General features: G+C 27.8%; 22 protein-coding genes. 6 read left to right on the top strand and 16 right to left on the bottom strand.

Annotated elements, in window-relative coordinates; all coding sequences use genetic code 11:
• Nucleotides 1-126: 126 nt before the first annotated feature.
• Nucleotides 127-1,233, bottom strand: a complete 1,107-nt coding sequence (locus tag I2A75_RS15170) for a Fic family protein (protein WP_195266071.1) — start codon at nucleotides 1,231-1,233, stop codon at nucleotides 127-129.
• A 230-nt stretch (nucleotides 1,234-1,463) separates the two neighbouring features.
• Nucleotides 1,464-1,970 carry a methylated-DNA--[protein]-cysteine S-methyltransferase gene (locus I2A75_RS15165; RefSeq protein ID WP_195266069.1) on the bottom strand — a complete coding sequence of 169 codons (507 nt, stop codon included), beginning with the start codon at nucleotides 1,968-1,970 and terminating at the stop codon, nucleotides 1,464-1,466.
• 286 nt (nucleotides 1,971-2,256) lie between these two features.
• On the opposite strand from I2A75_RS15165, the gene I2A75_RS15160 reads away from it, so the two are divergent.
• On the top strand, nucleotides 2,257-3,837 hold the full coding sequence (locus tag I2A75_RS15160) for a DEAD/DEAH box helicase (protein WP_195266067.1): 1,581 nt from the start codon (nucleotides 2,257-2,259) through the stop codon (nucleotides 3,835-3,837).
• A gap of 56 nt (nucleotides 3,838-3,893) precedes the next feature.
• Here the strand turns inward: I2A75_RS15160 and I2A75_RS15155 are convergent, their stop codons facing one another.
• Nucleotides 3,894-4,196, bottom strand: a complete 303-nt coding sequence (locus tag I2A75_RS15155) for a hypothetical protein (RefSeq protein ID WP_195266065.1) — start codon at nucleotides 4,194-4,196, stop codon at nucleotides 3,894-3,896.
• A gap of 129 nt (nucleotides 4,197-4,325) precedes the next feature.
• On the opposite strand from I2A75_RS15155, the gene rd reads away from it, so the two are divergent.
• Entirely contained in the window at nucleotides 4,326-4,490 is a 165-nt protein-coding gene (gene rd / locus I2A75_RS15150) for a rubredoxin (RefSeq protein WP_195266063.1), read from the top strand.
• A 33-nt stretch (nucleotides 4,491-4,523) separates the two neighbouring features.
• Here rd and I2A75_RS15145 read toward each other — a convergent pair whose 3' ends face one another.
• From I2A75_RS15145 to I2A75_RS15125, 5 genes are all read right to left on the bottom strand, one after another.
• The gene (locus I2A75_RS15145; protein ID WP_195266061.1) at nucleotides 4,524-6,002 is read right to left on the bottom strand and encodes an N-6 DNA methylase; all 1,479 of its coding nucleotides are present in this window, start codon (nucleotides 6,000-6,002) and stop codon (nucleotides 4,524-4,526) included.
• A gap of 127 nt (nucleotides 6,003-6,129) precedes the next feature.
• A complete protein-coding gene (locus tag I2A75_RS15140; RefSeq protein WP_195266059.1) occupies nucleotides 6,130-7,548 on the bottom strand; it encodes a potassium/proton antiporter in 1,419 nt (472 codons plus the stop codon).
• Nucleotides 7,549-7,781: 233 nt separating this feature from the next.
• A complete protein-coding gene (locus I2A75_RS15135) occupies nucleotides 7,782-8,906 on the bottom strand; it encodes a LysM peptidoglycan-binding domain-containing protein (protein ID WP_195266057.1) in 1,125 nt (374 codons plus the stop codon).
• 174 nt (nucleotides 8,907-9,080) lie between these two features.
• Nucleotides 9,081-10,640, bottom strand: a complete 1,560-nt coding sequence (locus tag I2A75_RS15130; protein ID WP_195266055.1) for a peptidoglycan-binding protein — start codon at nucleotides 10,638-10,640, stop codon at nucleotides 9,081-9,083.
• Nucleotides 10,641-10,736: 96 nt separating this feature from the next.
• The gene (locus I2A75_RS15125; RefSeq protein ID WP_195266044.1) at nucleotides 10,737-11,423 is read right to left on the bottom strand and encodes a PHP domain-containing protein; all 687 of its coding nucleotides are present in this window, start codon (nucleotides 11,421-11,423) and stop codon (nucleotides 10,737-10,739) included.
• Between the two features lie 150 nt (nucleotides 11,424-11,573).
• Here I2A75_RS15125 and I2A75_RS15120 point away from each other — a divergent pair, with 150 nt between their 5' ends.
• Complete coding sequence (locus I2A75_RS15120; RefSeq protein WP_195266042.1) at nucleotides 11,574-12,332, top strand: 3'-5' exonuclease; 759 nt, start codon at nucleotides 11,574-11,576, stop codon at nucleotides 12,330-12,332.
• A gap of 56 nt (nucleotides 12,333-12,388) precedes the next feature.
• Here I2A75_RS15120 and I2A75_RS18195 read toward each other — a convergent pair whose 3' ends face one another.
• The 4 genes from I2A75_RS18195 to chbG all read right to left on the bottom strand — a co-directional run bounded on the left by I2A75_RS18195 (nucleotide 12,389) and on the right by chbG (nucleotide 16,428).
• Nucleotides 12,389-13,189, bottom strand: a complete 801-nt coding sequence (locus I2A75_RS18195) for a MurR/RpiR family transcriptional regulator (protein ID WP_195266040.1) — start codon at nucleotides 13,187-13,189, stop codon at nucleotides 12,389-12,391.
• A gap of 113 nt (nucleotides 13,190-13,302) precedes the next feature.
• Complete coding sequence (locus tag I2A75_RS15110) at nucleotides 13,303-13,956, bottom strand: N-acetylmannosamine-6-phosphate 2-epimerase (protein ID WP_283158576.1); 654 nt, start codon at nucleotides 13,954-13,956, stop codon at nucleotides 13,303-13,305.
• Nucleotides 13,957-13,961: 5 nt separating this feature from the next.
• Entirely contained in the window at nucleotides 13,962-15,452 is a 1,491-nt protein-coding gene (locus I2A75_RS15105; RefSeq protein ID WP_195266038.1) for a PTS transporter subunit EIIC, read from the bottom strand.
• A gap of 238 nt (nucleotides 15,453-15,690) precedes the next feature.
• The gene (gene chbG, locus I2A75_RS15100; protein WP_195266036.1) at nucleotides 15,691-16,428 is read right to left on the bottom strand and encodes a chitin disaccharide deacetylase; all 738 of its coding nucleotides are present in this window, start codon (nucleotides 16,426-16,428) and stop codon (nucleotides 15,691-15,693) included.
• 220 nt (nucleotides 16,429-16,648) lie between these two features.
• Here chbG and I2A75_RS15095 point away from each other — a divergent pair, with 220 nt between their 5' ends.
• Entirely contained in the window at nucleotides 16,649-19,039 is a 2,391-nt protein-coding gene (locus tag I2A75_RS15095; protein ID WP_195266034.1) for a GxGYxYP domain-containing protein, read from the top strand.
• Nucleotides 19,040-19,291: 252 nt separating this feature from the next.
• On the opposite strand, the gene I2A75_RS15090 is transcribed toward I2A75_RS15095, so the two are convergent.
• Nucleotides 19,292-20,050: a MerR family transcriptional regulator gene (locus I2A75_RS15090; RefSeq protein ID WP_195266032.1), complete on the bottom strand. Its 759-nt coding sequence runs from the start codon at nucleotides 20,048-20,050 to the stop codon at nucleotides 19,292-19,294.
• Between the two features lie 256 nt (nucleotides 20,051-20,306).
• Here I2A75_RS15090 and I2A75_RS15085 point away from each other — a divergent pair, with 256 nt between their 5' ends.
• A complete protein-coding gene (locus I2A75_RS15085; RefSeq protein WP_195266030.1) occupies nucleotides 20,307-20,744 on the top strand; it encodes a globin domain-containing protein in 438 nt (145 codons plus the stop codon).
• Nucleotides 20,745-20,852: 108 nt separating this feature from the next.
• Here I2A75_RS15085 and I2A75_RS15080 read toward each other — a convergent pair whose 3' ends face one another.
• Nucleotides 20,853-21,557, bottom strand: coding sequence for a YjgB family protein (locus tag I2A75_RS15080; protein ID WP_195266028.1), 705 nt, complete (start codon nucleotides 21,555-21,557; stop codon nucleotides 20,853-20,855).
• 433 nt (nucleotides 21,558-21,990) lie between these two features.
• Here I2A75_RS15080 and cdd point away from each other — a divergent pair, with 433 nt between their 5' ends.
• Complete coding sequence (cdd, locus tag I2A75_RS15075) at nucleotides 21,991-22,410, top strand: cytidine deaminase (RefSeq protein WP_195266026.1); 420 nt, start codon at nucleotides 21,991-21,993, stop codon at nucleotides 22,408-22,410.
• A gap of 267 nt (nucleotides 22,411-22,677) precedes the next feature.
• On the opposite strand, the gene I2A75_RS15070 is transcribed toward cdd, so the two are convergent.
• Both I2A75_RS15070 and I2A75_RS15065 read right to left on the bottom strand, forming a co-directional pair.
• On the bottom strand, nucleotides 22,678-22,950 hold the full coding sequence (locus I2A75_RS15070) for a CD3324 family protein (protein WP_195266025.1): 273 nt from the start codon (nucleotides 22,948-22,950) through the stop codon (nucleotides 22,678-22,680).
• Nucleotides 22,951-23,105: 155 nt separating this feature from the next.
• Entirely contained in the window at nucleotides 23,106-23,852 is a 747-nt protein-coding gene (locus I2A75_RS15065; protein ID WP_195266023.1) for a hypothetical protein, read from the bottom strand.
• Nucleotides 23,853-23,981 lie beyond the last annotated feature (129 nt).

The raw sequence follows: 23,981 nt of genomic DNA, 5'->3' as shown, positions 1-23,981 counted from the left end.
CTTTAGTTAACTTAATTATTTGCATAAAAAAAGAGCCTATGGGTAGTCTGGCCGCCCATCTGCTCGCTAATTAACACTTCATTTTTTCATTAGCTATTTTCTAATAATTATTTAAATTTGTCAACACTATTCCTCAAAGTTATCCACAATTGTAGATATATCATTCTTATAATATTCATATCTCTTTCCCGACTTTGCTATCTTGAAAAACCCTAATGTTACTAAATAATTTAAATCACTTCTAGCAGTTTCATATGAGATATCTAGTTTATTTTTATAGTTTTCTATTGTTACATTATTAATTTTAGATGATAAAATACTGTTAATAAATTTAATTTGCCTTTCTTCTAATTTTATATTATTTCTTTCAACTAACTCTTTTAATATTTTCTTACCAAATTTATAATTTAATTCGCTATTTAAAGCTTCAATTGAATCTCTTAATATACCTATGTAAAATCTTATAAAGTAGGTTATATCACCATTTGAAGATATACTATTTTCAATTGCCGCATTATATTTTTTAAATTTTGAATTTATTAACGTTGATACTGAACAGTATTTTATAACTTCATAGCCATTAACTAATAGATATTTATATGATAAAAGTTCTGAAAATATAGAGTTATATCTTCTAAAAGGCTTATTAACTATTATGTATAAATATATTGTTGCAGCTACTACTAATACACTTTTCCTATCACTTTCATTTATTAAGGAAATTAATGTTTTTATATTATCTGCATTTGATCCATCTCTACTAATACCTTCTATATTATTCTTATTATCCTTTATTCCTTCTCCATCAATAATATTATATAAGTCCAATATAAACGCTTCATCAATATTGCAGTCATTATTAATAGCTAATTTTAAATTTTTTAATATTTCATCTGAAATAACTATATTATCAAAATTATTCAAGCCTAGTAATTCTAATTCTTCAGCTGAATTATTTAACTTCTCCCTTATCTTTGGAGATATATAATTAAATACCCCCAAATTATTTGCTTCATCGATAAACTCAGTATTACAAATAATATCTTCCGTATTATTAAACCAGTAATTTACAAACGGTTTAAATATAGAATTATTTTCCAGAGATGTTTTTATTCTCTCATCTTCAATCGTTTTCCATATTTCTTCCAATTCTTCTTTGTCGAATATTCTTCTTGAAATTTGCTTTTTGCTAAAATATAAATTTTTAAAATCTTGAATAAGTTGCGTATCCATATTTATCTCCTTGTTCATACTACTAAATATATACTATTAAATTACTAAATTAATTTATATTTATAAACAATTTATATACTATACTTTATACTATTGTTTTACTTCTCAATTATATATTAAAATACTTATTCTTATATTACAACAATATTATTTACAAATAAAAAAAGGGAGAGACAAATCCCCTCCCATAATATGTAAATATTAATTTCCTATATATTCCTTTTGATTTTCTATTCAATTATATTCTTTTCTTCAAATTTAATAAGTTTTTCTTGAATATCTGTATGACTTCCTGCATATCCCAACAACCTCCCAGTCTTACCAGCTACTCTATGACATGGAATAACTATAGGAATAGGATTTGCTCTATTAGCTTGACCTATTGCTCTTGCAGCTTTTTCATTTCCAATAGAACTAGCTATATAGCTATAACTTCTTATTTCCCCATATGGAATTTTTATTAGTTCATTCCATACTAGCTTTCTAAAGTCAGTTCCTTCTATATCCACTTTTAAGTCAAAATTTCTTCTTTCTCCAGCAAAATACTCATTCAATTGAATAATTACATCCAAGCATATATTTTTATCCTCTATTAAACTATTTTTTCCCTTAAATTTAATCCACTCTTCTTCTATTAATTCAATCATTCTTAATCCTTTTACACTCTTTACAATATATATAGGACCTATTATGCTATCTATTTTATAAAAATATAATTTTTCTCTACATTCTTCCATATTATACCTCCTATCAAACGTTTACTTATTACTTTTTCAATATTTATTACAAAATAACTTATTTTACTAGTAAATAATACGAGCATATTTTTGAATTATAGTGTATACTGAGTTAGTTAAGAAAAAATACTATATGGTTATAGTAAAAATTTAACATTATTTAAAATCATATTATATTTTTTTATGATTTAAGGAATGTTAAAGTATATAACTAATATAAACTAAAAAAATATATATTATATTTAATTATAAATTATTTTAAATACTAAAAGAAAGAGGATTTTGAATGAACGAAATAAAATTTAGTAACTTAGGGCTTAAGGATACCCTTTTGAAATCTATTAATGATTTAGGTTTTGAAAAACCATCACAAATACAAGCTGAGGCAATACCTGTAGCTATACAAGGATATGATCTTATAGGTCAAGCTCAAACTGGTACTGGTAAAACTGCTGCTTTTGGATGTGGAATTATTAATCATATTTCTAAAAAAAGTGGACTTAGCGCTATAATTTTAGCTCCAACAAGAGAACTAGCTATACAAGTTAATGATGAGCTAAAAAGATTATCAAAATATGATGAGTTAACAATACTACCTGTTTACGGTGGAGATCCAATAACAAACCAAATAAGAGCATTAAAAAGAAATGTTAACATTGTAGTTGGTACTCCTGGTAGAGTTTTAGATCATATAAAAAGAGGAACTATAAAGCTAGATACAATTAAATTCTTAGTTTTAGATGAAGCTGATGAAATGTTAAATATGGGCTTTATAGATGACTTAGAAGATATAATAAAGCAATTACCAAGTGAAAGACAAACTTTATTATTCTCAGCAACTATGCCTGAACAAATAAGAAAATTAGCTAAGAGATATATGAAACCTGATGCAAAACATATATCTATAAAGAAAACTTCTATGACCGTGTCTAAGATAACTCAAAACTTCTTTGAAGTATCTCATAAGACAAGATTTGAAGCGCTTTGTAGAGTTTTAGATTTCGATACTCCATCATCTGCAATTATCTTCTGTAGAACTAAAAAAGGTGTAGATGAATTAGTTGAAGGTATGCAATCAAGAGGATATGTTGTTGAAGGTATGCACGGAGATATGTCTCAAGCACATAGATTAAGAACATTAAAGAAATTTAAAGAAGGTTCTTTAAATTACTTAGTTGCAACAGATGTAGCTGCAAGAGGTATAGATGTTGAAGGGATAACACACGTTATAAACTATGATTTACCTCAAGACGTTGAAAGCTATGTTCATAGAATAGGTAGAACTGGAAGAGCAAATAGAGAAGGTATAGCTTACTCATTAGTTTCTCCAAAAGAATATTCAATGTTAAAACAAATAAAATCAGTAACTAAGAGTGATATAACTAGAAAAAATATCCCAACAGTTAATGATATATTTAATAGTAAATCAAAATCAATATTAGAAGATGTAACTAATACTATTAATGATTCTGATTATTCAAAGTTTATCCCAGTAGCAACAGAATTAACTCAAAAGTATGATTCTGTAGAAATTATTGCTGCATTAATAAAAAACAAATTCAATGATGATTTATTAGAAACTTATACATCTGATGTTTTAGAAGCTCCTAAATCCGAAGACATACGTTTATTCTTATCAATAGGAAGAAGAGATGGAATAAATCCTAAAACTCTAGTTAACTTTATTAAAGATACAGCTAGAATAAAGGCTTCATCAATAGGTGATATAGATATATTAGAAAACTTCTCATTTGTTAATATAGCTCCAGATGTTAAGGATAAGGTTCTTGATAAATGTATCGGTGTTAGGCTTAATAAGAGAAAAGTAAACATCGAAGTCGCAAATAAAAATAGAAAAAGAAAGTAATTAAATAAATATAAGGCTATTTTAAGCTTGAGGTAAGCGTTAAATAGCCTTTTGTGTTATTTACATTTCTTTTTTATTCCTTCATAAAGATATTTTATATATTCTATATCCTTACCTTCTTTTTCAAGAATACTTATTCTATCCTCTACTCTCTTAATAGTTTCCTTAGCTTCATCAAAATCTTTTTGATTTATACATGCACTTGTATATTCTAATAAATAATCTATTTTTAATACTAATTCTGCTAAATCTTCTCTATCTTCATTTACTAAATCTACTAATAAAGAATATATTTTAGGAGATGTATCCTTTCTTACACTACTTAGCAAATCATTATTTTTACTAGTTTTTCTTTTCATATCATCACCTCTATCTATAAATGTATAATTATTTTATATTTTTTTATTATTTATAATAATTTATATCATATTTTTATAATATACCCAATACATTTTTAAATATAAAGGAATTTTAGGAGGTTTATATTAATGCAAAAATACATTTGTGTACCTTGTACTTATGTTTACGATCCAGAATACGGTGATCCAGAAAACGGCATAGATCCAGATACAGCCTTTGAAGATTTACCTGATGATTGGGTTTGCCCAGTTTGTGGTGCTTCCAAAGATGAGTTTGAGCCATTAGATGAATAAATTAAAATAAAAAACAGTCTTACAGACTGTTTTTTATGTTCTCTTAATCAAATCAATTTTAAACTTATTTATATACGATACTGTATCAGTAGATAAATTAGCAGTATCATTAACTATCTTATCTATTTCTTTTAATGTATCTTTAATATCTTTTTTATTTTTAGCATTCTCATATGCTACACTTCCTAAATAAGATAACTTATTCCTTACTTTATTGTCAAAGTCTAAAAGAGGTATTCTTGATACATATCCTGATGTTATCATATTACTTCTATTTAAAACACCTCTAACTAAATAAGTAACTAAAGTAGAGTTCAAATACGCTAGTAACCAAAATAGATCTTTATCCTCACATATAATGCAAGTATTTACGCCAAAAGTACTTTCTTTAGGTAGTTTACACGCTGTAAACTGTACTCCCATTGAGGAGCAAATTATTCCTGTTTTATATAAAAGTTCTTTATTTCTTACTATAAAATTAGGAATACTTTTAGATATATTCATAAAATCCTTATTTATATACATGATTTTATTTGTATAGTATCTATCTTTACCTGGATTCTTATAAAACGGAACTATATAAGGTTCTTTCTTTTCTTTTGAAAGATACAATTTATCATTCCCCGTTGATATTCCAGTTATACACTTAAATTGTTTTCCTAGCCTATAAAGCTTAAATAAATCTTTAATATCATTTGGACATTCTAATATAAATTCACTGTTATCTATTGTATTGTTTAATACTATATCATTTAATTTATATAACTTATTTTTATCCGATTTTAAAATACTAATTAACTCTTCTCTATTTCTACATCTATTATTTATGATTATATTCCCTTGATAATTTAATCCTTTTTGTAGTATAACTATACTAGTCCTTACTTCTGCTCCTTGCTCTAAAAACAAATCAGTTGGACACATAGTTATTTCATGTATAGAGCACACATTCAATATTTTCTTTCTTAGCCCCTCATAGCTTTTAGACGTTAAAAATGAATCATGTGTTATTATTCCTATCACAGCCCCATCATTAGCCATATCCATTATAGCTGAAATAAAAATTCCATACATATTATGAACACCTACATCATTGAAATATTTCTTTAATTCTTTTTTATTATCTCTTATATATTGAACTTCATGACAATTATAAGGTGGATTTAAAACATAATAATCATAATTTAAATTTTTTATTTGATTATTTGAATTAATAAATTCATAATAATATTTTATAAAATCTGTATTTTCAAAATTACAGTTATATTCTTCTTTATATTTAATGATATCTATACCATAAGTTTCTATGTTAAACTTATTGAAAGGATTAAGCATTTCTTCTCTTCCACAACATGGATCGAAAACACTCTTACCATTATTTTTTACATCTATTACTCGCCTTGTAATATAATCACATATAAAACTTGGAGTTGAATAATAACCTATTTGTCTTTTATCTATAGATAAATCATCTATTATTTTTTCCTTTAATACTTTTTCTTTTCTTCCCATAAACGCTTTCTCCAAATTTAATTTTAGATACTATATTACAAAACAAAACTTTTAATTTATATAGTCCCATAACTTATAATAGTATTATAACAATCCAAATAGCATATTTGAATTTAAATAATATATTTTACTTATTTAATAAACTATCAAAATTATTAGCACTTAAAACTAAAATATCACCCTTATTTATGACGGTAGATCCCTTCGGAACTATAACATCATCTCCACGCTTTATCATTACTATTAATACATCTTCGGGGATATCAGAATCCATGATACTCTTATCAACCCACTTGCTATCCTCATATATATTAACTTCTAAAAGCTTTGTACTTTTATCTTCTTTATAATCATTGAATGTTTTTAATACTGGTACACTGTCATCAACTAAATCTAGCTTTTGCGCTACTTTTGGTATTAATGTCCCTTGTATAGCTACTGAGAATAATGCTATAAAGAACATTATATGGAATATATCATTTTGTATATTAACTCCATAAGTCATAGAGAATATAGCAAAAACTATTGATGCAGCTCCTCTAAGTCCAACCCATGATATGAATATCTTTTCCTTAACAGAATAATTGAACTTACTTAAAATTATAAATGTGGCTAATGGTCTTGCTATTAATATCATAAATAATGATATTGCTATAGATATACCAACTACTTGTGGTAATTTAGATGGGAATGATAAAAGCCCTAAAATAAAGAATAAAGCAATTTGCATTATCCATGACACTCCATCAAAGAAATGGAATAAACTCTTCTTATGAGGTATCTTACTATTACCAATTATAATCCCTGCCATATATACGCTTAGATATCCATTTCCTCCAAGCCATTCACTTACTGCATAGGATAATATAGCGATAGCAGTTATAAATATTGTATAGAAACCCTCTACTTCAAAATTAGCGCGCCTAATTACATAGACAGCTCCTTTAGCTAATATGCTTCCTATTAATATTCCAAATAATATTTGCTTTATTATCATTGGAACAATAGAACCTACCCCTGTTCTAGACATAAAGGTTAGAATTATAAGCGTTAACATATATGCAATAGGGTCATTACTACCACTTTCTATCTCTAATAAAGGTGCCAGTGAGCCCTTTAAATTAAGCTTTTGAGAACGTAGTATTGAGAATACTGATGCTGCATCAGTTGATCCAACAACAGAACCTATAAGTAAACCCTCTAATAAACTTGTACCTAATATAAAATAACAAAATAACCCTGTAAGCCCTGCTGTAATTATAACTCCTAAGGTCGACATTAATATAGATGGAACAGCTGATCCTTTAGCCATTTTCCAATTGGTACCGAACCCCCCATAAAACATTATAAATACTAATCCTAACGAACATAGTTTACTAGTTAATTCATAATCATCGAAATATATTCCTACAATTCCATCAGATCCAAATAACATCCCTAACACTATAAAAATTAAAAGCATTGGAACTCCAAATTTGTATAAAATCTTACTGGATGTTATGCAAATTAATAATATTAATCCGCATATAATCATTAATTCAATCATATTACCTCCTTAAAAATATTTATTTTACTCTTTAATTATACACTAAAATTTATAATTATTCTAACTCACTAGGTTTTGTATATTTTTATAAAAAGTTTTTAATAAATATTCATATATCACTAAATATTACATGAAATTCATTTCTAAAATTGTATAAACTCAATTCATAAAAAATAGACTTACTAATAATTTATATTAAAAGTAAGTCTATTATATTTAATTATTGTTTATTTCTAATCTATTCTAATTGTTTCTCCTGGATATATTAAATTAGGGTCGCTTATATTATTTATTTGTGCTAAGTGTTCCCATGTTGTTCCGTATCTTTGTGCTATTTCTGATAAAGTGTCTCCTTCTTTTACTATATAACTTTTTACTGAATTATTTGATGATCCATTGCTTATTACTATTGTTTCTCCTGGGTATATTAAATTGGGGTCACTTATATTATTTATCTGTGCTAGCCTATCAGCTGTTGTTCCATACATTTGTGCTATTCCTGATAGAGTATCTCCATCCTTTACTATATAAGTTATCCTTGTTACTCCTGATGTGCTTCCTGCTGAACTACCTGAACCAATCTTTAGAACTTGTCCTGGATATATCAAATTTGGATCGCTTATATTATTTATTTGTGCTAAATGTTCCCATGTTGTTCCGTATCTTTGTGCTATTCCTGATAGAGTATCTCCAGATTGAACTGTATAAGTTGTAGTTGTTTCCCCTTGATTTGTACCTGGAACATTAGGTGTAACTCCTGATAATAATATCCCATCTGTGAATACATCTAAAGGACAGTACCCACTTATCCCTGGTACAGTTCCTGTTTCAGAATATTGGAATCCTACCCACCTATTCCATATAGGGTTATCACCAGGTGTAGTAACATCATAATTTGCTATCCATAATGGGTATTTTGCTAAACTACTTGTAAGATTTGTCCTTGCGAAGTGAGTATATGTGTACACTACCACATCTCTTCCTGTAAGTCTTTTAACCTCTTCTAAAAATGTCACACACATGCTAGATAACTCAGATGCTCCATACCCATCTGCTACTTCAATATCTAAAGCCAATCTACAATTGAAACTCTTTCCTTTTACATAGCTTGAAAAATAATTAGCTTGAGTCTTTGCATCTACTCTTGGTCTAAAGAAATGGTAAAATCCTATTAACATATTGTTACTTCTAGCCCCTGAATAATACTCATCTGCTCTAGGATTTAAATAATAGTCTCCTTCTGTTGCCTTTATATATACAACTTGAACTCCACTATTACTTACTTGATTAAAATTAACCTCACCTTGCCAACTTGATATATCTATTCCTTTGTATTTTCCAGCGCTTATTGATTGCATATCATCCTCTCCTCTAATGTTAGAATTTAAAATATTTTAAGTTATAATATAATATGCAATTATTCTTATAAATGTAATTGATATACTTCCTGTATCTTTATAATAATCATAAATATTCAGCAATTACGCCATATACCTCTCTGTATTTAGTCATCATTACTTTATTTATATCTATTACATACTTCTCTTTGAAAGTGAATTATATATTTTCAATATTTTATTCCATGTATTTGGTCCAACTATTCCATCCTGTGATAGATCAAATAACCTTTGAAATGCTACAACAGCCGCTCTTGTTCCATCACCAAATATTCCATCAATTGCTATACTAGGTATATTATATTTATTCGAAATATTCCATAAATAATGCTGTAATTCCTTTACCTTATCTCCTTTTAACCCATACTTCAATAAATAGCCTGGATACTTACCATCTAATCCTATATCGCCTGTGTCTCCTGGGGCTCCTGCATTTCCTGGGTCTTCTTCTTCTGGTTCTTGACCTAATTCTGCTAATCTCTTTACTCCAACATAAATACTAGATATTTTATACCAAGTAGCTCTACCTACAACTCCATCTGAAGTCAAATTAAATACTTTTTGAAATACTTTAACAGCATTTTCTGTTTCCTTACCAAATTTTCCGTCTTCAGGATATATCTTAGGAATAGCAGGGAAATTCTTTGATATCCAATTTAATCTTTTTTGTATTGTTTTAATATTCTCATTTATATCATTAAGTCTCATTACATAACCAGGATATGATTCAGGAACTCCTTCAACAAGCTCAGCTCTTACAAGCTCCTTATCCTGTCCAAAATAATACTTTATTATCTCCAATGCAGACATACCCGAATTAGCCAAGTCTACAGTCCCCCATTGTGATAATCCCTCACATTTTACAGTTGTCCCATTACAATACTGAGCAAAAAATGGTGTCTTATTCCCTATTGTTCTAATATACTGATTAAAAATTTCATCTACTATCTTGCTTATATTCTCAAATATATTTCTATCTTTTACAAAAAATTGATCATATGCAGTTGAATTTGTTATTTGAAATGAATATCCCATATTTCTGTACCATTCTGTATATACCCTATTCAATGCAAAAGAAATCTGGCAATATACATTAGCCCTTATTGCCTCTTCAGGCCAGGTAGGATATATCTCAGAAGAAGCCACATTTTTAATATAGTCTATAAACCTTACTGTAACATTTTCTGCATTTACATTAGGTGCTCCTAAATGAACAGTTATAAATTCAGGTATAAATACATTTGAGAAAGTAAAAGGTGTACTTACTAAACTTCTCTGCATATCCCTAGTTGACTTCTCATCCGGTTGTTGCTCCCGCTTAACTGTTTCTCTATAAGATCTCATCATCCCTAGTTCAACACTTTTCTCTTCCATTTCTATATTTTGTATAGAAGTTATTCCTTCAAATACACTAACTCCTTCTACTATAACGTCCTTATATCCATCAGAAGTAACCCTTATATTGTATATTGAATATATATTTTTACTTTCGCCTTCTTCATAAGGTTCCCTTAACATTCCACTATCAGGTGTATCTACTGATATTATCTCACTTCGCCCACTTATATCAAAAGCATCTTCTTTTTCATAAGCTATGTCTTCAGTTTCTGAATTACTAATAACAATATTTCCTTTTGATATTGGTAATAAATCTTTTACTCTGAACAATCTTACTAATATATTTCCTTTTGACAATCTAACACCTTCTAAAATTATTATTATAGTATTTTATTCTCATAAATTTAAAATGTGCTATAAACAAGAACTAATTTTAAAAATCACAGAATACTATTAATTTAAATTTAATATCTTTAAAAAGTTATCTATCTCTTCCTCTTCTAGATATATTTGTCCTAAAGTTCCATGCTTTAAATCAATTTTTTTTAATGAATGAAAATCAGATCCTGCAGTGTATATAATATTTTTTTCTTTTGCTATATTTACAAAATACTCTGTTTCATTTTCCTTATTTCTATAATACTTTGCTTCTATCCCATCGAAATTCAAATTTATTATTTGTTCAAAAATCCTTCTATCAAGTAATGTAGGATGAGCCAAAACTACCTTTGCATTATAATGATGTAAAAAATCTATCCCAGCTGAAGTAGATATCTTCCCACCCTCCGATTTAAAGCTTAGCTTTCCTTTAAAATAAATTTGACATGCCTTGAATTTTCTAGTATTTAAATTATTTAAAATCATTTTAAATTCATCACTTTGATATACTTCATCAGTAAAATAACCTAATATATGAACCTTACTACCCTTAAATCTAGTAGATAACTCTATTCCTGGTATTACTCTTACCCCATGTATTTGACCAACCTTAACAGCTTGTTTATTCCCATTTACAGTATTATGGTCTGTTAATGCAATTATATCTACTCTTCTTTCCTTTGCTAACAATACTATTTCTCCAGGTTTTAGCTCACCATCTGATTCCGTTGAGTGAATATGAAAATCTCCTTTCTTGTACATTCCCTAATCCCTTTTGATTACTTATACTTCATAATATTTAAATATATTAGTTTTTGATATACTCTTTATAGAAATTAATATAATTTACATAATAAAATGGCTACAATATAAATATGTGATAAATACTTATAGATTAAGAAAGGATTTTTAATGAATTATATAGTATATGATTTAGAATTTAATCAAAAATATATATCGAGTAATACTAGTGATAGAAATAATGATAAATCCATCGATGCCACTATGAAGCAACTTCCATTTGAGATAATCCAGATTGGAGCTGTAAAACTTAATGAAAACCTAGAAATAATATCAAAGTTCAACGAGCTAGTAAGACCTATAGTTTATACTGATATTAATCCCTACGTGGAAAACATAACTAAAATTAATAAAGATATGCTATCAAACTGCGAAACATTTTCTAGTGTTTATAAAAGATTTTTAAGCTTTATAGGAAATGAGGAGTCAATTTTATGTGTATGGGGAAAATCAGATATAAAAGAATTTATAAGAAATATAAAGTTTAATAATTTACAAGCTTCATTATTTCCTAGTAGATATATTGATGTTCAAAAATATACCTCTAAGCTCTTCAATCTTCAGAAGGGAACACAAATTGGATTGAAAACTGCTGTTGAACTTTTAAACATAGATTTTGAAGATAACTTTCATGATGCTTTTTATGATGCCTTTTATACATATGAAGTTTATAAAAAAATTTATAACCCTTCAATAACTCCTAAAGTATATAATGATAATAATAGAGGGAATAAATCTAAGGTTAAGCTTGATACTAATGCTTTATTTAATCAATTTAGTAAGATGTATAATAAAGAGCTAACTGTCGAAGAAAAATCTATGATAAAAACTGCATATAACATGGGGAGAACTGGACAGTTTATAAAATAACTTTATGTTAGTATTTATGATAAAAAGCTGCTATTAAATTTGATAGCAGCTTTTTATTAGTTATTAATAATTGCATTAATAGTTGTTTGCATTTTATTACTTAAATTAATATCCTTTAACAATACCATAGATATTAAATCAAGAAGATACATTGCAGAAAACTGAGTATTGATAAATTTACTTCTGTCTACAAAATTAGGATTATACACTATACATTTTATATCTGAATATTTACTTATTGTGCTTCCTTCAAAGCCTGTAATTGAAACTATTTTCGCCCCATTTTCCTTTGATTTTCTTAAAGAGTGTATTACTTCTTGTGTTTCTCCAGATATAGAAATTCCTATAACTAAATCATTTTCCGATACTATAGAGCTATTTATAATCATCATATGAGAATCTGAAATGCAATGTACATTAAATCCCATTCTTAAAAGCCTTTGCATCATTTCTTCCCCTGTTAATCCTGAGCTACCAACACCGTAAATATATATATTCTTAGCTTTCTTTATTTCATTTACAATCTTGAATATTTCTTCTTTATCAATTAACATCTTAGTTCTTTGTATAACTTCATTATAATACTGATATGTATATGCAAATATGCCATCTTCATCATTTATAGGCACTTCTACCTTATTGGATCCAAGCTTTATTTTCATATCTACAAAGCTATCACATCCGATTTTCTTAGCAAATCTTGTTATTGTGGCACCTGATGTTCCTATTTCCTTCGCTAAATCAGTAATATTTATATTTTTAATTTTATCGGCATGTTGCATAATATAGTCTGCTATGTCTTTTTCCTTACCAGAAAATTCATTATACTTTCTTTGTACCTCACATAAAATATCCACTTAATATCCTCCATAATCTGATATACGTATTAATTTATAATTTATATATTTAGAATAACATTAAAATAGACTAAATAAAAGAGGTAGAGATCTATGCCTCTACCTCATAAGTATTATAATGCTTTTAAAATTTCATCATTGAATTTCTTTGTTATTAATTGTGGTCTTGTTATTGCACTACCAACTACAACAGCACAAGCTCCTTTTTCTAAAGCAAGTCTTGCCTTTTCAGGAGTATCGAAGTTTCCTTCTGCTATTACTTCTGATTTACAATCTTTTATTAAAGCTTCTAACACTTCAAAATTATTCATTCCCTTAGAATGCTCTGTATATCCAACCAAAGTAGTTCCAACATAATGGAATCCTAATTCCCCAGCTCTTAAGCCTTCTTCTATAGTTGATATATCTGCCATAAATTTTTGTTCAGGGTACTTTTTAAAGATTTCCTTTAAAAATTCCTCATCTTGATTTATTGTAGCATCTAAAGCTATAACATCAACTCCAGTTTCTACAAGTTCATCAACTTCCTTCATTGTTGGAGTTATATATGGCTTCATATTTTCATAATCTATTTTTATTATACCTATTACAGGTAAATCAACTTCTTTCTTTATAGCAACAATATCTTGAACACTATTGGCTCTTATACCTATAGCTCCACCTTCCTTAGCTGCTACAGCCATTCTACTCATTATATAAGAGCTGTGTAGTGGTTCATTTGCTAGTGCTTGACATGATACGATTAATCCTCTATCTATTACTTTCACTCTTATTACTCTCTCCCTATAATTTCATTTATTTTTTGCTTTAATGGATCTGCTTTTGCTCCAAATATTGCTTGAATTCCGCCTTTAACTTCTAAAACAGCAGTTGCTCCTAAAGCTTTAATCCTATCCTTATCTACTTTACTTACATCTTTTACAGCTACTCTTAATCTTGTTATACATGCATCGACATCATCTAAATTTTCTTCTCCGCCTAATGCTTCTAAAATTTGAGCTGCTGTTTCATTCATACTATCTTTTGTAACAACTTTAACTTCTTCACTATCTTCTTCTCTACCTGGAGTCATAACATTAAACTTAGTTATTAAGAATCTAAATGTGAAGTAGTATAATGCAAACCAAATTACTCCTACTATTAATACATATATCCAGTTTGTTTTATCATTGCCTTGAAGAACTCCAAATAATGTAAAGTCTATTAATCCACCTGAGAATGTATTACCAATTGATATATTTAGTATATCTGCTATAAAGAATGATAATCCATCAAAGAATGCGTGAACTACATATAACCATGGTGCAACGAATAAGAACATGAACTCGATTGGCTCAGTTATACCAGTAACAAATGATGTTATTGCCGCACCTAAGAATAATCCACCAACTAACTTTCTCTTTGCTTTAGGTACACAATGATACATAGCTAAACATGCTCCTGGTAATCCAAACATCATTGTAGCAAAACGTCCTGCAAAGAATCTTGTTCCTTCTGTAAACAATCCAGTATGGTTTGGATCTGCTAATTGTGCAAAGAATATATTTTGCGCTCCTGTAACTGTTTGACCTGCAACTGTTGCAATTCCACCTAATTCTGTGTACCAGAATAGTGGGTAAATCATATGGTGTAATCCGATTGCTCCTGTTAATCTTAACAAGAACCCATATAAGAATGTTCCTATTGGTCCTAATCCAGATATTGCATTACCTGCTGAAACTAACCATCCTTGGAATGTTGGCCATATTAAAAAGAATATAGCGCCAATAAAAATTGCTGAGAATGAAGAAACTATTGGTACAAATCTTGATCCTCCAAAGAATCCTAAAACAGCTGGTAATTGAATATTTCCATATTTATTATGAAGATATGATACCGTTAATCCAATTACTATAGCTCCAACAACACCTGTATCTATTGATTCAACCGCTGGGTTAAAAGCTGTAATCATTCCTTTAATTGATGCATTCATAACTAAGAATGAAACTGCACCTGCAAGTCCTGCAGTACCCTTATCCCTTTTAGCAAGACCTACTGAAAGACCTATACACATAATAAGTGCTAAATTTGAAAATACTACATCTCCTGCAGATGACATAATTGAGAAAATTCCTTGTAACCAAGAAATATTTAAAAATGGATAAGCTTGTACAGTATTAGGGTTTGATAATGCTCCCCCTATACCAAGTAATAAACCAGCTGCTGGTAATATAGCAATTGGTAACATAAAGGCTTTCCCAATTTTTTGTAATTGCTTGAACATTTATATGCCTCCTCTATTATTGAAAAAATTTTTTATTTCTTTTGTTTCTTTAAAATCATTTTCTTCTGAATACATTTACATATTACCATGAAAACAATTTTAATTCAAGTATTTTTTTAAAAATTATTTTCACAACAAATTTATATTCTGTAAACTTCCTTAATTATTATTTGATGTTATACATTGTATTATTCTAAAAAATAAAACCGCATCGAAATTAATGATGCGGTTTTAAGTTCTATTTTAAACTATTCTTATAATTACAAAGCTCTATTCCCATAGACTCAATAAGCTCTTTAAGTTCTTTAGATGTAAGTATTTTTAATTCTTCTGCTCTTTTTATGTTATAAGAGCTTGTTTCCATAATAAAGCTATCAACATACGCTGGATGGCTCATAGTTTCTAAAATTTCATATTTCTCCAGTTTGCTTTTCAATTGCTTAAAGGCATCTATATTAACAGTCTCATTATAAAAAAGTCCATCATAAGGAATTATTTTATCATAATCTAATTCATAACATAGTCCCCCTCTTATAGGAAGATTGTATTTTTCTAATAACTTTTCCATAACAGGCTTCAAAAACTCAAATGTATGAACATGATGATGTGAATCTAAATGAGTTATTTCAATTCCCCTACTTTTAACTTTTTCAATTTGAGCGCAAAACTCTTTGTATATTTCCTCTAGATCAAACCCCTCTACATCCTCATCTGGATTTATCCTCTTATAGAAAAATCCATTTTCATCTACTATTGTTTTATGCGAATCCAATACAGGTTTATATGCAGATAAAGTTAGATGAACCCCACATCCTAGATTGGGACATTCCTCTAATAATTCAACTGCATGATCAAACCCTGGCATTCCTGCCATTATTGAAGTGCTTCTTACAACTCCATTTCTATATGCATCAATTATTCCATAGTTAACTCCCCTACTAAATCCAAAATCATCAGCATTTATAATTAGCTTCATAATATATTCCCCTCTTCATCTATCTTTCCCCTTTTTTCTAGTTTATTTAGCATTTAAAAATAATCGTATATTATACCTTATAAATTATAACATTTTGCACAAATACTTCCAAGGTTGTATTTATCTTTTTTATCCCATCTTACTAATATCGTGAATAAACTAATCTACTCCTACTAATCATAATACATATCAAATAATATTGTATGTGAGGTGCTTACCTATGAAAAAGACTCTTAAGTTTTGTTCCATAATACTCTTAACCATACTCTACTCATTTGTACATATTAGCTATTATCCTAAAGCAGCTTCAGATGTAAATCTAGTAGAAGACTCTGCAAATAATAATTCTTTACCTAATCACTTTCGAAAGATCCCTGATGAAATAACTCTCAAAGAAAATCAGGATATTAATTTAAAAGGTTTAGATAAATTAAATATGTCTGGAAGCGCTCAATTCTCCGAATCTGCTCTTTCTTTAATAAAAGCTTCCATACCTGATAACTTTTCTATAATTTCTGTTGATTTAAGGCAGGAATCTCATGGTTTTATAAATGGAATAGCTGTAAGTTGGAAAAACTCAGATAATAGTGCTAATAAAGGATTAAGCTTACCTGAAGTATTATCTACTGAAAATAAACTTTTAAAATCCATCAAGCTTGATACTCCTATTACCTTTCATAATAATAAAGAAACTGTAGTTCCTAAATCTGTTCAAAGTGAACTTGAGCTTACTAAATCAAAGGAAATCGGATATGTTCGCATTCCTGTAACAGATGGGCAAGTACCTACTGATGATATGGTAGATTATTTCATTGACTTTGTTAATAAATTACCTGATAACGCTTGGCTCCATTTTCATTGCAAAGCAGGAATAGGAAGAACTACTACTTTTATGATAATGTACGATATTATGAAAAATTATAAAGACGTAAGTTTGAATGATATTATTAAACGCCAAGTAGTATTATCAAAAATGAGTGATAAAAATGCTCAAGACTTTTATAGTGGCAATCATTTTAAGTTTTTAAATAATTTTTATAATAATTATGTATCTAAAAATACTCATTCTAGCAATTATCAAAACTTTACAGATAATCTAGATGATTATTACATTAAAAAATCTATTATACCTGAACATTTATATGTAATTTCTGAAACTAATATGAGTAAAGAAGAGCAGACTATGATTTCTGCTCTTCAAGGCATTATATCAAGCAAATCTGAATTTCAAATTTATATTCTTCCTACTAATGAACCTGACTACAAATTATGGTTAGATAATCTAAATAAAAATTATAATATTAGTTATGAAAATATTTTAGACCCCTGGAGGCTATTAAATATATTTAAATCTAATATCACTGGTTACATATTATATAATAATTCAAATCCCTACTCCATTAACAATGCCTGTTCTCTTGCATCATTAAAAAACTCATTACCTATTGATGAATCTCTAGAATCTAAAGTTAAAACTTATGGGATAGATAATCTAATTGAAGATTGCAGGAATACAGATAAATACTGGGCTTATAAAAACCTATGGAATTCAGGACTAAATCATACTACAGTTATAGAACTATCTCCTGAAAAGTCTATGGCTTTAAGAGATTATGCAATAATGTCAAAATCACTTATATTCTATGAAAATAACGTAAATGATTTTTCATTAAGAAAAGATATATTTAGCTCCATGGATAATATTGCTCGTTGCTTAGGATGGGGACCTGATGAATTTAATAACGTAAGTATAGCATCAAAATATGGGGTAGATACCATCGCTGCAGATTGGTCTTGTAATCTATCCGTATTGAGCTCATTTCCTATTACCACACAAACTCAAAAAACTCACAATGAATTTCCTGAAGAAAATAATGTTCATTATGTAACTTTTATTATGTCTGATGGAGATAACCAACAATGGCTATTAGGAAGCAATTATGGTTCAAAAAAATGGTATGGTTCAAAAAATAGAGGAAATTTTAATTTAGGTTGGTCACTAAGCCCTTCTCTTTATTATTTAGCACCAACAGTATTTAAAAAGTATTATGAAAGTGCAAGTTCATCAAAGTATTCAGATTATTATCTTGTTTCTCCTTCTGGGAATGGATATATATATCCTAGTAAATTTCCTGAATACAAATTAGATAATTATATCCAAAGGCTAAATAACTACATGAAACAAGTTGATCAAGAATATGTATTAGTAATCGATGATAACTCTTTATATAATGAACCTTTATGGGACAAATATACTACTTGTTCAAATATCGATGGTTTGTTCTATCTTGATTATAAAAAAAATAATAATTATGAAAGTAAAATAATTTGGTCTAATAATAAACCTGTAGTATCTTGTCGTGATTTACTTTGGGAAGGCTTAGAAGATGAGGAAGAACTAATTAATAAAATTAATTCTAGAGTTGAATTAGGTTATACAAATATTAAAGATCCAGAATCATATACATTTGTTTATGTTCATGTATGGAGTAAAACTATGGATAATGTTCAACATGTTGTTAATAAAATAAATAGTAATCCCAAGGTTAGAATTGTTACTCCAGATACTTTTATGAAATTAATTAAAAATAATTTGTCTGCCACTTATTAATAACTTTATTATTATTAAAGAAAATTTGATGAAAGCTATATAAATAATCCCACATTCAGTATTGTCTCACTTAAATTTAAAATAATATTTCTTCATATAAATTTCTGGAATTCTTAAGGGGCTCGCGAAACGCGAGCCCCTTTTAATCCATTGATTTTACTTGCTTATAGATTAAAATACGTAACTATTACCATTTCTACGTCCTCAATATTTCATTTATATATTGAAGTAAATTTACAATGCTAATACTAATTATCTTGCATACTTCACAATAATATCTCTTAGCGTAGTAACTACTTCCCTACCAGCTCTATCATTATAATATTTTGCAAACCTTTCATCGGCAACATACATTTCTGCTAATCCAATATGAGCTTCTTTTGAGTAACTAGACCAAGAAAAGCTTAACCAAGCTTTATGCTTTTCATAAACACTTTTAGCTTTTTCCGAATCTAAATCTCCTGTATTTAAAACTTCAAGCAAATCCTCAAACATTTCATTTTCTATACTTTGCATCTTTTTAAAATTTTCTTCAGTCATATTCATAAACTTTTTATTTGATTCTTCTACAATTTCAGAACCGTACTTTTCTCTAATTTCTTTTCCGTATTTACTTTCATTTTCTTGTAGTTTTTCCTTTTTAAAACCCTCAAATTTCTCTTTATTTGACATTTCTATCTCTCCCTTATTATATTCTAATGTTTTTTCTACAGTTAAAATCAATTGATCAAGTTGATTTCGTCTAGAAATAAGTCTTTGGTGATGTTCAATTAAAGATTGGCAAATATCAAAATCAGGATTAGTTATTATTTCTTGTATATCTTCTAATTTCATATCTAATGACCTATAAAGTAAAATCTGTTGTAATAAATCCACTTCTTTCTGTGCATAAATACGATATCCAGAAGAATTAACTCTACAAGGCTTTAATAATCCTATTTCATCATAATATCTAAGGGTTCTAGTACTTACCCCTGCCAATTCAGCTAGCTTTTTAATTGTATATTCCATATCATTACCTCCTGACAATTTAATAATAAAGGATTACGTAGCGTTAATGTCAATACAAAAATATAATACTTTTAATTTTATAATCTTAAGCATAAAAAAGCTTAATCCATATGTTTTAAAATTTTATAAAAATATTAAGTTAATTAAGCTTTTATGATATTTGAATATATTTTTTTATAGTGCTAAAATTTAGTTAAACAATAGATGTTATTTATTAATAATATCTATTAATATTTTTTATTGAAGGTGAATTAATATGTTAGATCAAAAAACAATTGATATAATTAAAAGTACAGTACCAGTATTAAAAACTCATGGAGTAGAAATAACTACAACATTTTATAAAAATATGTTTGAAAAAAATCCAGAAATTAAATCACTATTTAATATGGACAAACAAGAATCAGGTGAACAACCTAAGGCTCTAGCTATGGCAATATTAGCTTCTGCACAAAACATAGATAACTTACCAGCAATTATGCCTGTAGTAAATAGAATTTCAGAAATTCACTGTAATGCAGGCGTTAAAGAAGAACATTACCCAATAATAGGAAGTAACCTATTATTTGCAATCAAACAAGTTTTAGGTGATGCTGCAACAGATGAAATCATGGAAGCTTGGGAAAAAACATATGGAGTTCTAGCAGGTATCTTTATAGATGTAGAAAAGAAACTATATCTTTCAAGACAATAATTTATGTATTTACTAAGTTATGATATATTTATATGAGAATAAAAGGATTATGGTAGGCCATAATCCTTTTATTTTATTTAATATATTATATAATCCAAGATTGATGTACTACCACTCTCTTCCTGGATCATCGGCCATACTATTAACAGTTCCACGAGGATATAAAACTGAATAGTGATCTAAAACAGCCTTTTCATTTTTACTATCTGAAAAAACAAATAATAATTTGAAATCATCATTTACCTTATACCCAATTATTCTTTCGTTTAAATCTGTTATAACTTCATACTGTGGTTCTCCAAAATATGATATTATATCTTGTAAGTTTAAATCTTTTAATGATTTATCAAAAGATCTTACTTCAAATATTTGAGCTCCTTTATTGCATCCAAATGCTAAGTTTTTACTTTCAAAAGTATAATAAACCCCTTTAGCTTCAGCTATATAGTTTGAAGCATCTTCCTTACCATAAGCATTATTAACTTCATCGATAACACCATCTTTTGCTTTAAATTCACTGTTTATAACCATTCCACTTTGGGCCTTATTTTTTATATTATTTAATAAGTCACCTTTATAATTATCTACATTTTTAGTATTACTCTCACCTAAGTTTCCATTATCAGACTCTCTGTCCTTAGGCGAAGTATTCTTAGATGAGTCTTTACTTATATCTTTGCTCGTATCTTTGTCAATATCTATAGACTCACTGCCATTGCTTTTATTATCATTAGATGGCTTCTTATATCCACATGCTGTAAGTGAAATCACAAAAGTTGCTATGATAGTAATAATTAGTATTCTTTTCTTCATTCTACTTCCTCCTTAATAAAACTTTATATATTTATATTGTACTCATTTTTAATATATATTTTCATTTTCACGTAAAACTTCATATTAATATCACTATATATTTATTTGCCTCAAGTTCTTACTTGCAAAATTCACTATATTATCATTATAGTTATGACTTATCATTCTAAAATTAAATATACTTATATTATTTAAAAAAGCTCTATTGCACTCAATTTTATATTTTATAAACACCTTTAATCTCCCTATCACTAATATACTATACATATAAAATATGGTGAAAATATGACTTTTTATATAATAAAACCGTTCAATTTACAAAGTATTATATACATCCTAAATTTTAAATGCTATAATAATAATCCATTTATTGATACATACTATTTATAGGTACTGATAAATGAATTATTATGGAAAGTGTCAGGTGAAATTTATGATTGATGCAAAATTATTAGTTGAAAAGGCTTATGAAGCTCAAAAGTTTGCTTATACTCCTTACTCTAACTTTAATGTTGGTGCAGCATTACTTGGTACAAACGGTAAAATATATTTAGGTTGTAATATAGAAAATGCGGCTTTTACTCCGACAAACTGTGCTGAAAGAACTGCTTTTTTTAAAGCTGTATCTGAAGGACAACATGAATTCCAAGCAATTGCAATAGTAGGTAATATGGCAGATGCCGAAGAAACTGAATACTGTGCTCCTTGTGGAGTATGTAGACAAGTAATTGCAGAGTTTTGTGATCCAAAGACTTTTAAAATTTATCTTGCTAAAAATAAAGAAGAATTTAAAGAATATACATTAGAAGAACTTTTACCCCTAGGATTTACTGGGAAGGACTTGAATAAATAAATCATTTGATTAATTTCTTAATAATAAAAGGAATATAAGGGTAATCACCTCTATATTCCTTTTATTATTTGCTTTTTATCTAATTTCTTAATTTTATTTTAGATTATTTCAATCTTATTTTCACCCTTACAACTTACAAATCACTACTTTTCTTATTTTCGTTCTTTATTAATTTCTTGACTATTTCCTTTTATTTGTAACAATTTCACTTTCTCGCTAATTTTACTATTATATCTTACTTTTTAATAAGCATAATTTCCTAGGTAATTACTTAATATTTTCTTTTAAAATTATTCTATCAATACTCTTTTTTGATAAAAAGTACTTTTCAGCAAGGTCCTTCCTGCTTACCCCATTAGTATACTCCTTAAAAATATTAGAGTTTCTTGAATTAATTTCATCTCTACTAGTTGTATTGCTTCCCCATTGCTGTCTATTACATTCTTTCTTTGGAATATAAATATATTCTCCATCTATATATTTTTGAATTAACTCGATTATTTCTAGAGGTAATACCTCTTTTGCTTTTATATAGCACATAATGCCCTCCTAAATTTATATTTTATTTAGGTTTAAGCAAAGGCTATTCATTTATCTTATTATTTAATGCAATAGCCTTGCTATGCATTATTAGCAGGTGTTGTCATAAAATCCCCTCCTTTTTATTACATTATATCTATCATTTTACTTTTTAATTATCTAAAATGCAATTTATTAATAAATCCAATCATATTACTTTTATTATCTTTTAATTGCGTTATTCTATTTACGTTAGCACCTGAAGGATGAGGAAAGTCTTTCAGTATTTGTTCCTTATTTATAACCCCCTTGCTTTCTAATTCAAGTAAAACCTCTTCTACCGCTTTACCTAATGGTATTAATAAAATTTCTTCATGGTTATCCAAACTATTAAATTCATCAATAAAATTATCATAAACATATTTCATTAAAAAACCACTTTTTATTAATTTAGGTGTATGACCAGAATAATTTTGCTTTTTCACAAAAACAGGGTAAGGTATTAGTGATACTGTATGTAATAAATAATCCTTTTCATTAAATAACTCGCTACAACTTTCAATATTTAAGGCTTTATTTAATGTTATTTCATCTAGCATACTTATTATGTTTTTTCTTATTACTCCACTAAATCTTCCTGCTACCTTACACTTATATTGAATCTCTTTAATATCTCTCCCTAATTCAAACTCTTTCCTAGCAGTTGCAATAGCTGTACTCATTTGCTGAAAACCTGGAGTTATCCCAATGATAAATACTTTAGCCTTTGGATTTAAATATTCATTATGTGTTGCATAATATATTTCTATATTATTTTCCTTATCTACTAAAAAATCATCAATCAATAACTCCTCTTTAGTATATTTATCTTTTAATGGTAATTTCATTATTTTATCTTTATATTCGTATAAAGTCTTTTTCATATATTTTCTCCTAAAACAAAGCCTCTAGTAACACTCTTATATAAAACACTCATACTATTGACTAGAATTTATTATATATATATTTAAGCAAACTATATAATTAATAAGCAACATACATTCAGTATATAA

It is taken from the genome of Clostridium sp. 1001275B_160808_H3 (assembly GCF_015550425.1).
Classification (GTDB): domain Bacteria; phylum Bacillota; class Clostridia; order Clostridiales; family Clostridiaceae; genus Clostridium.
Note: the sequence above shows the minus strand (reverse complement) of the source record. Positions and strands in the feature narration are given on the sequence as shown.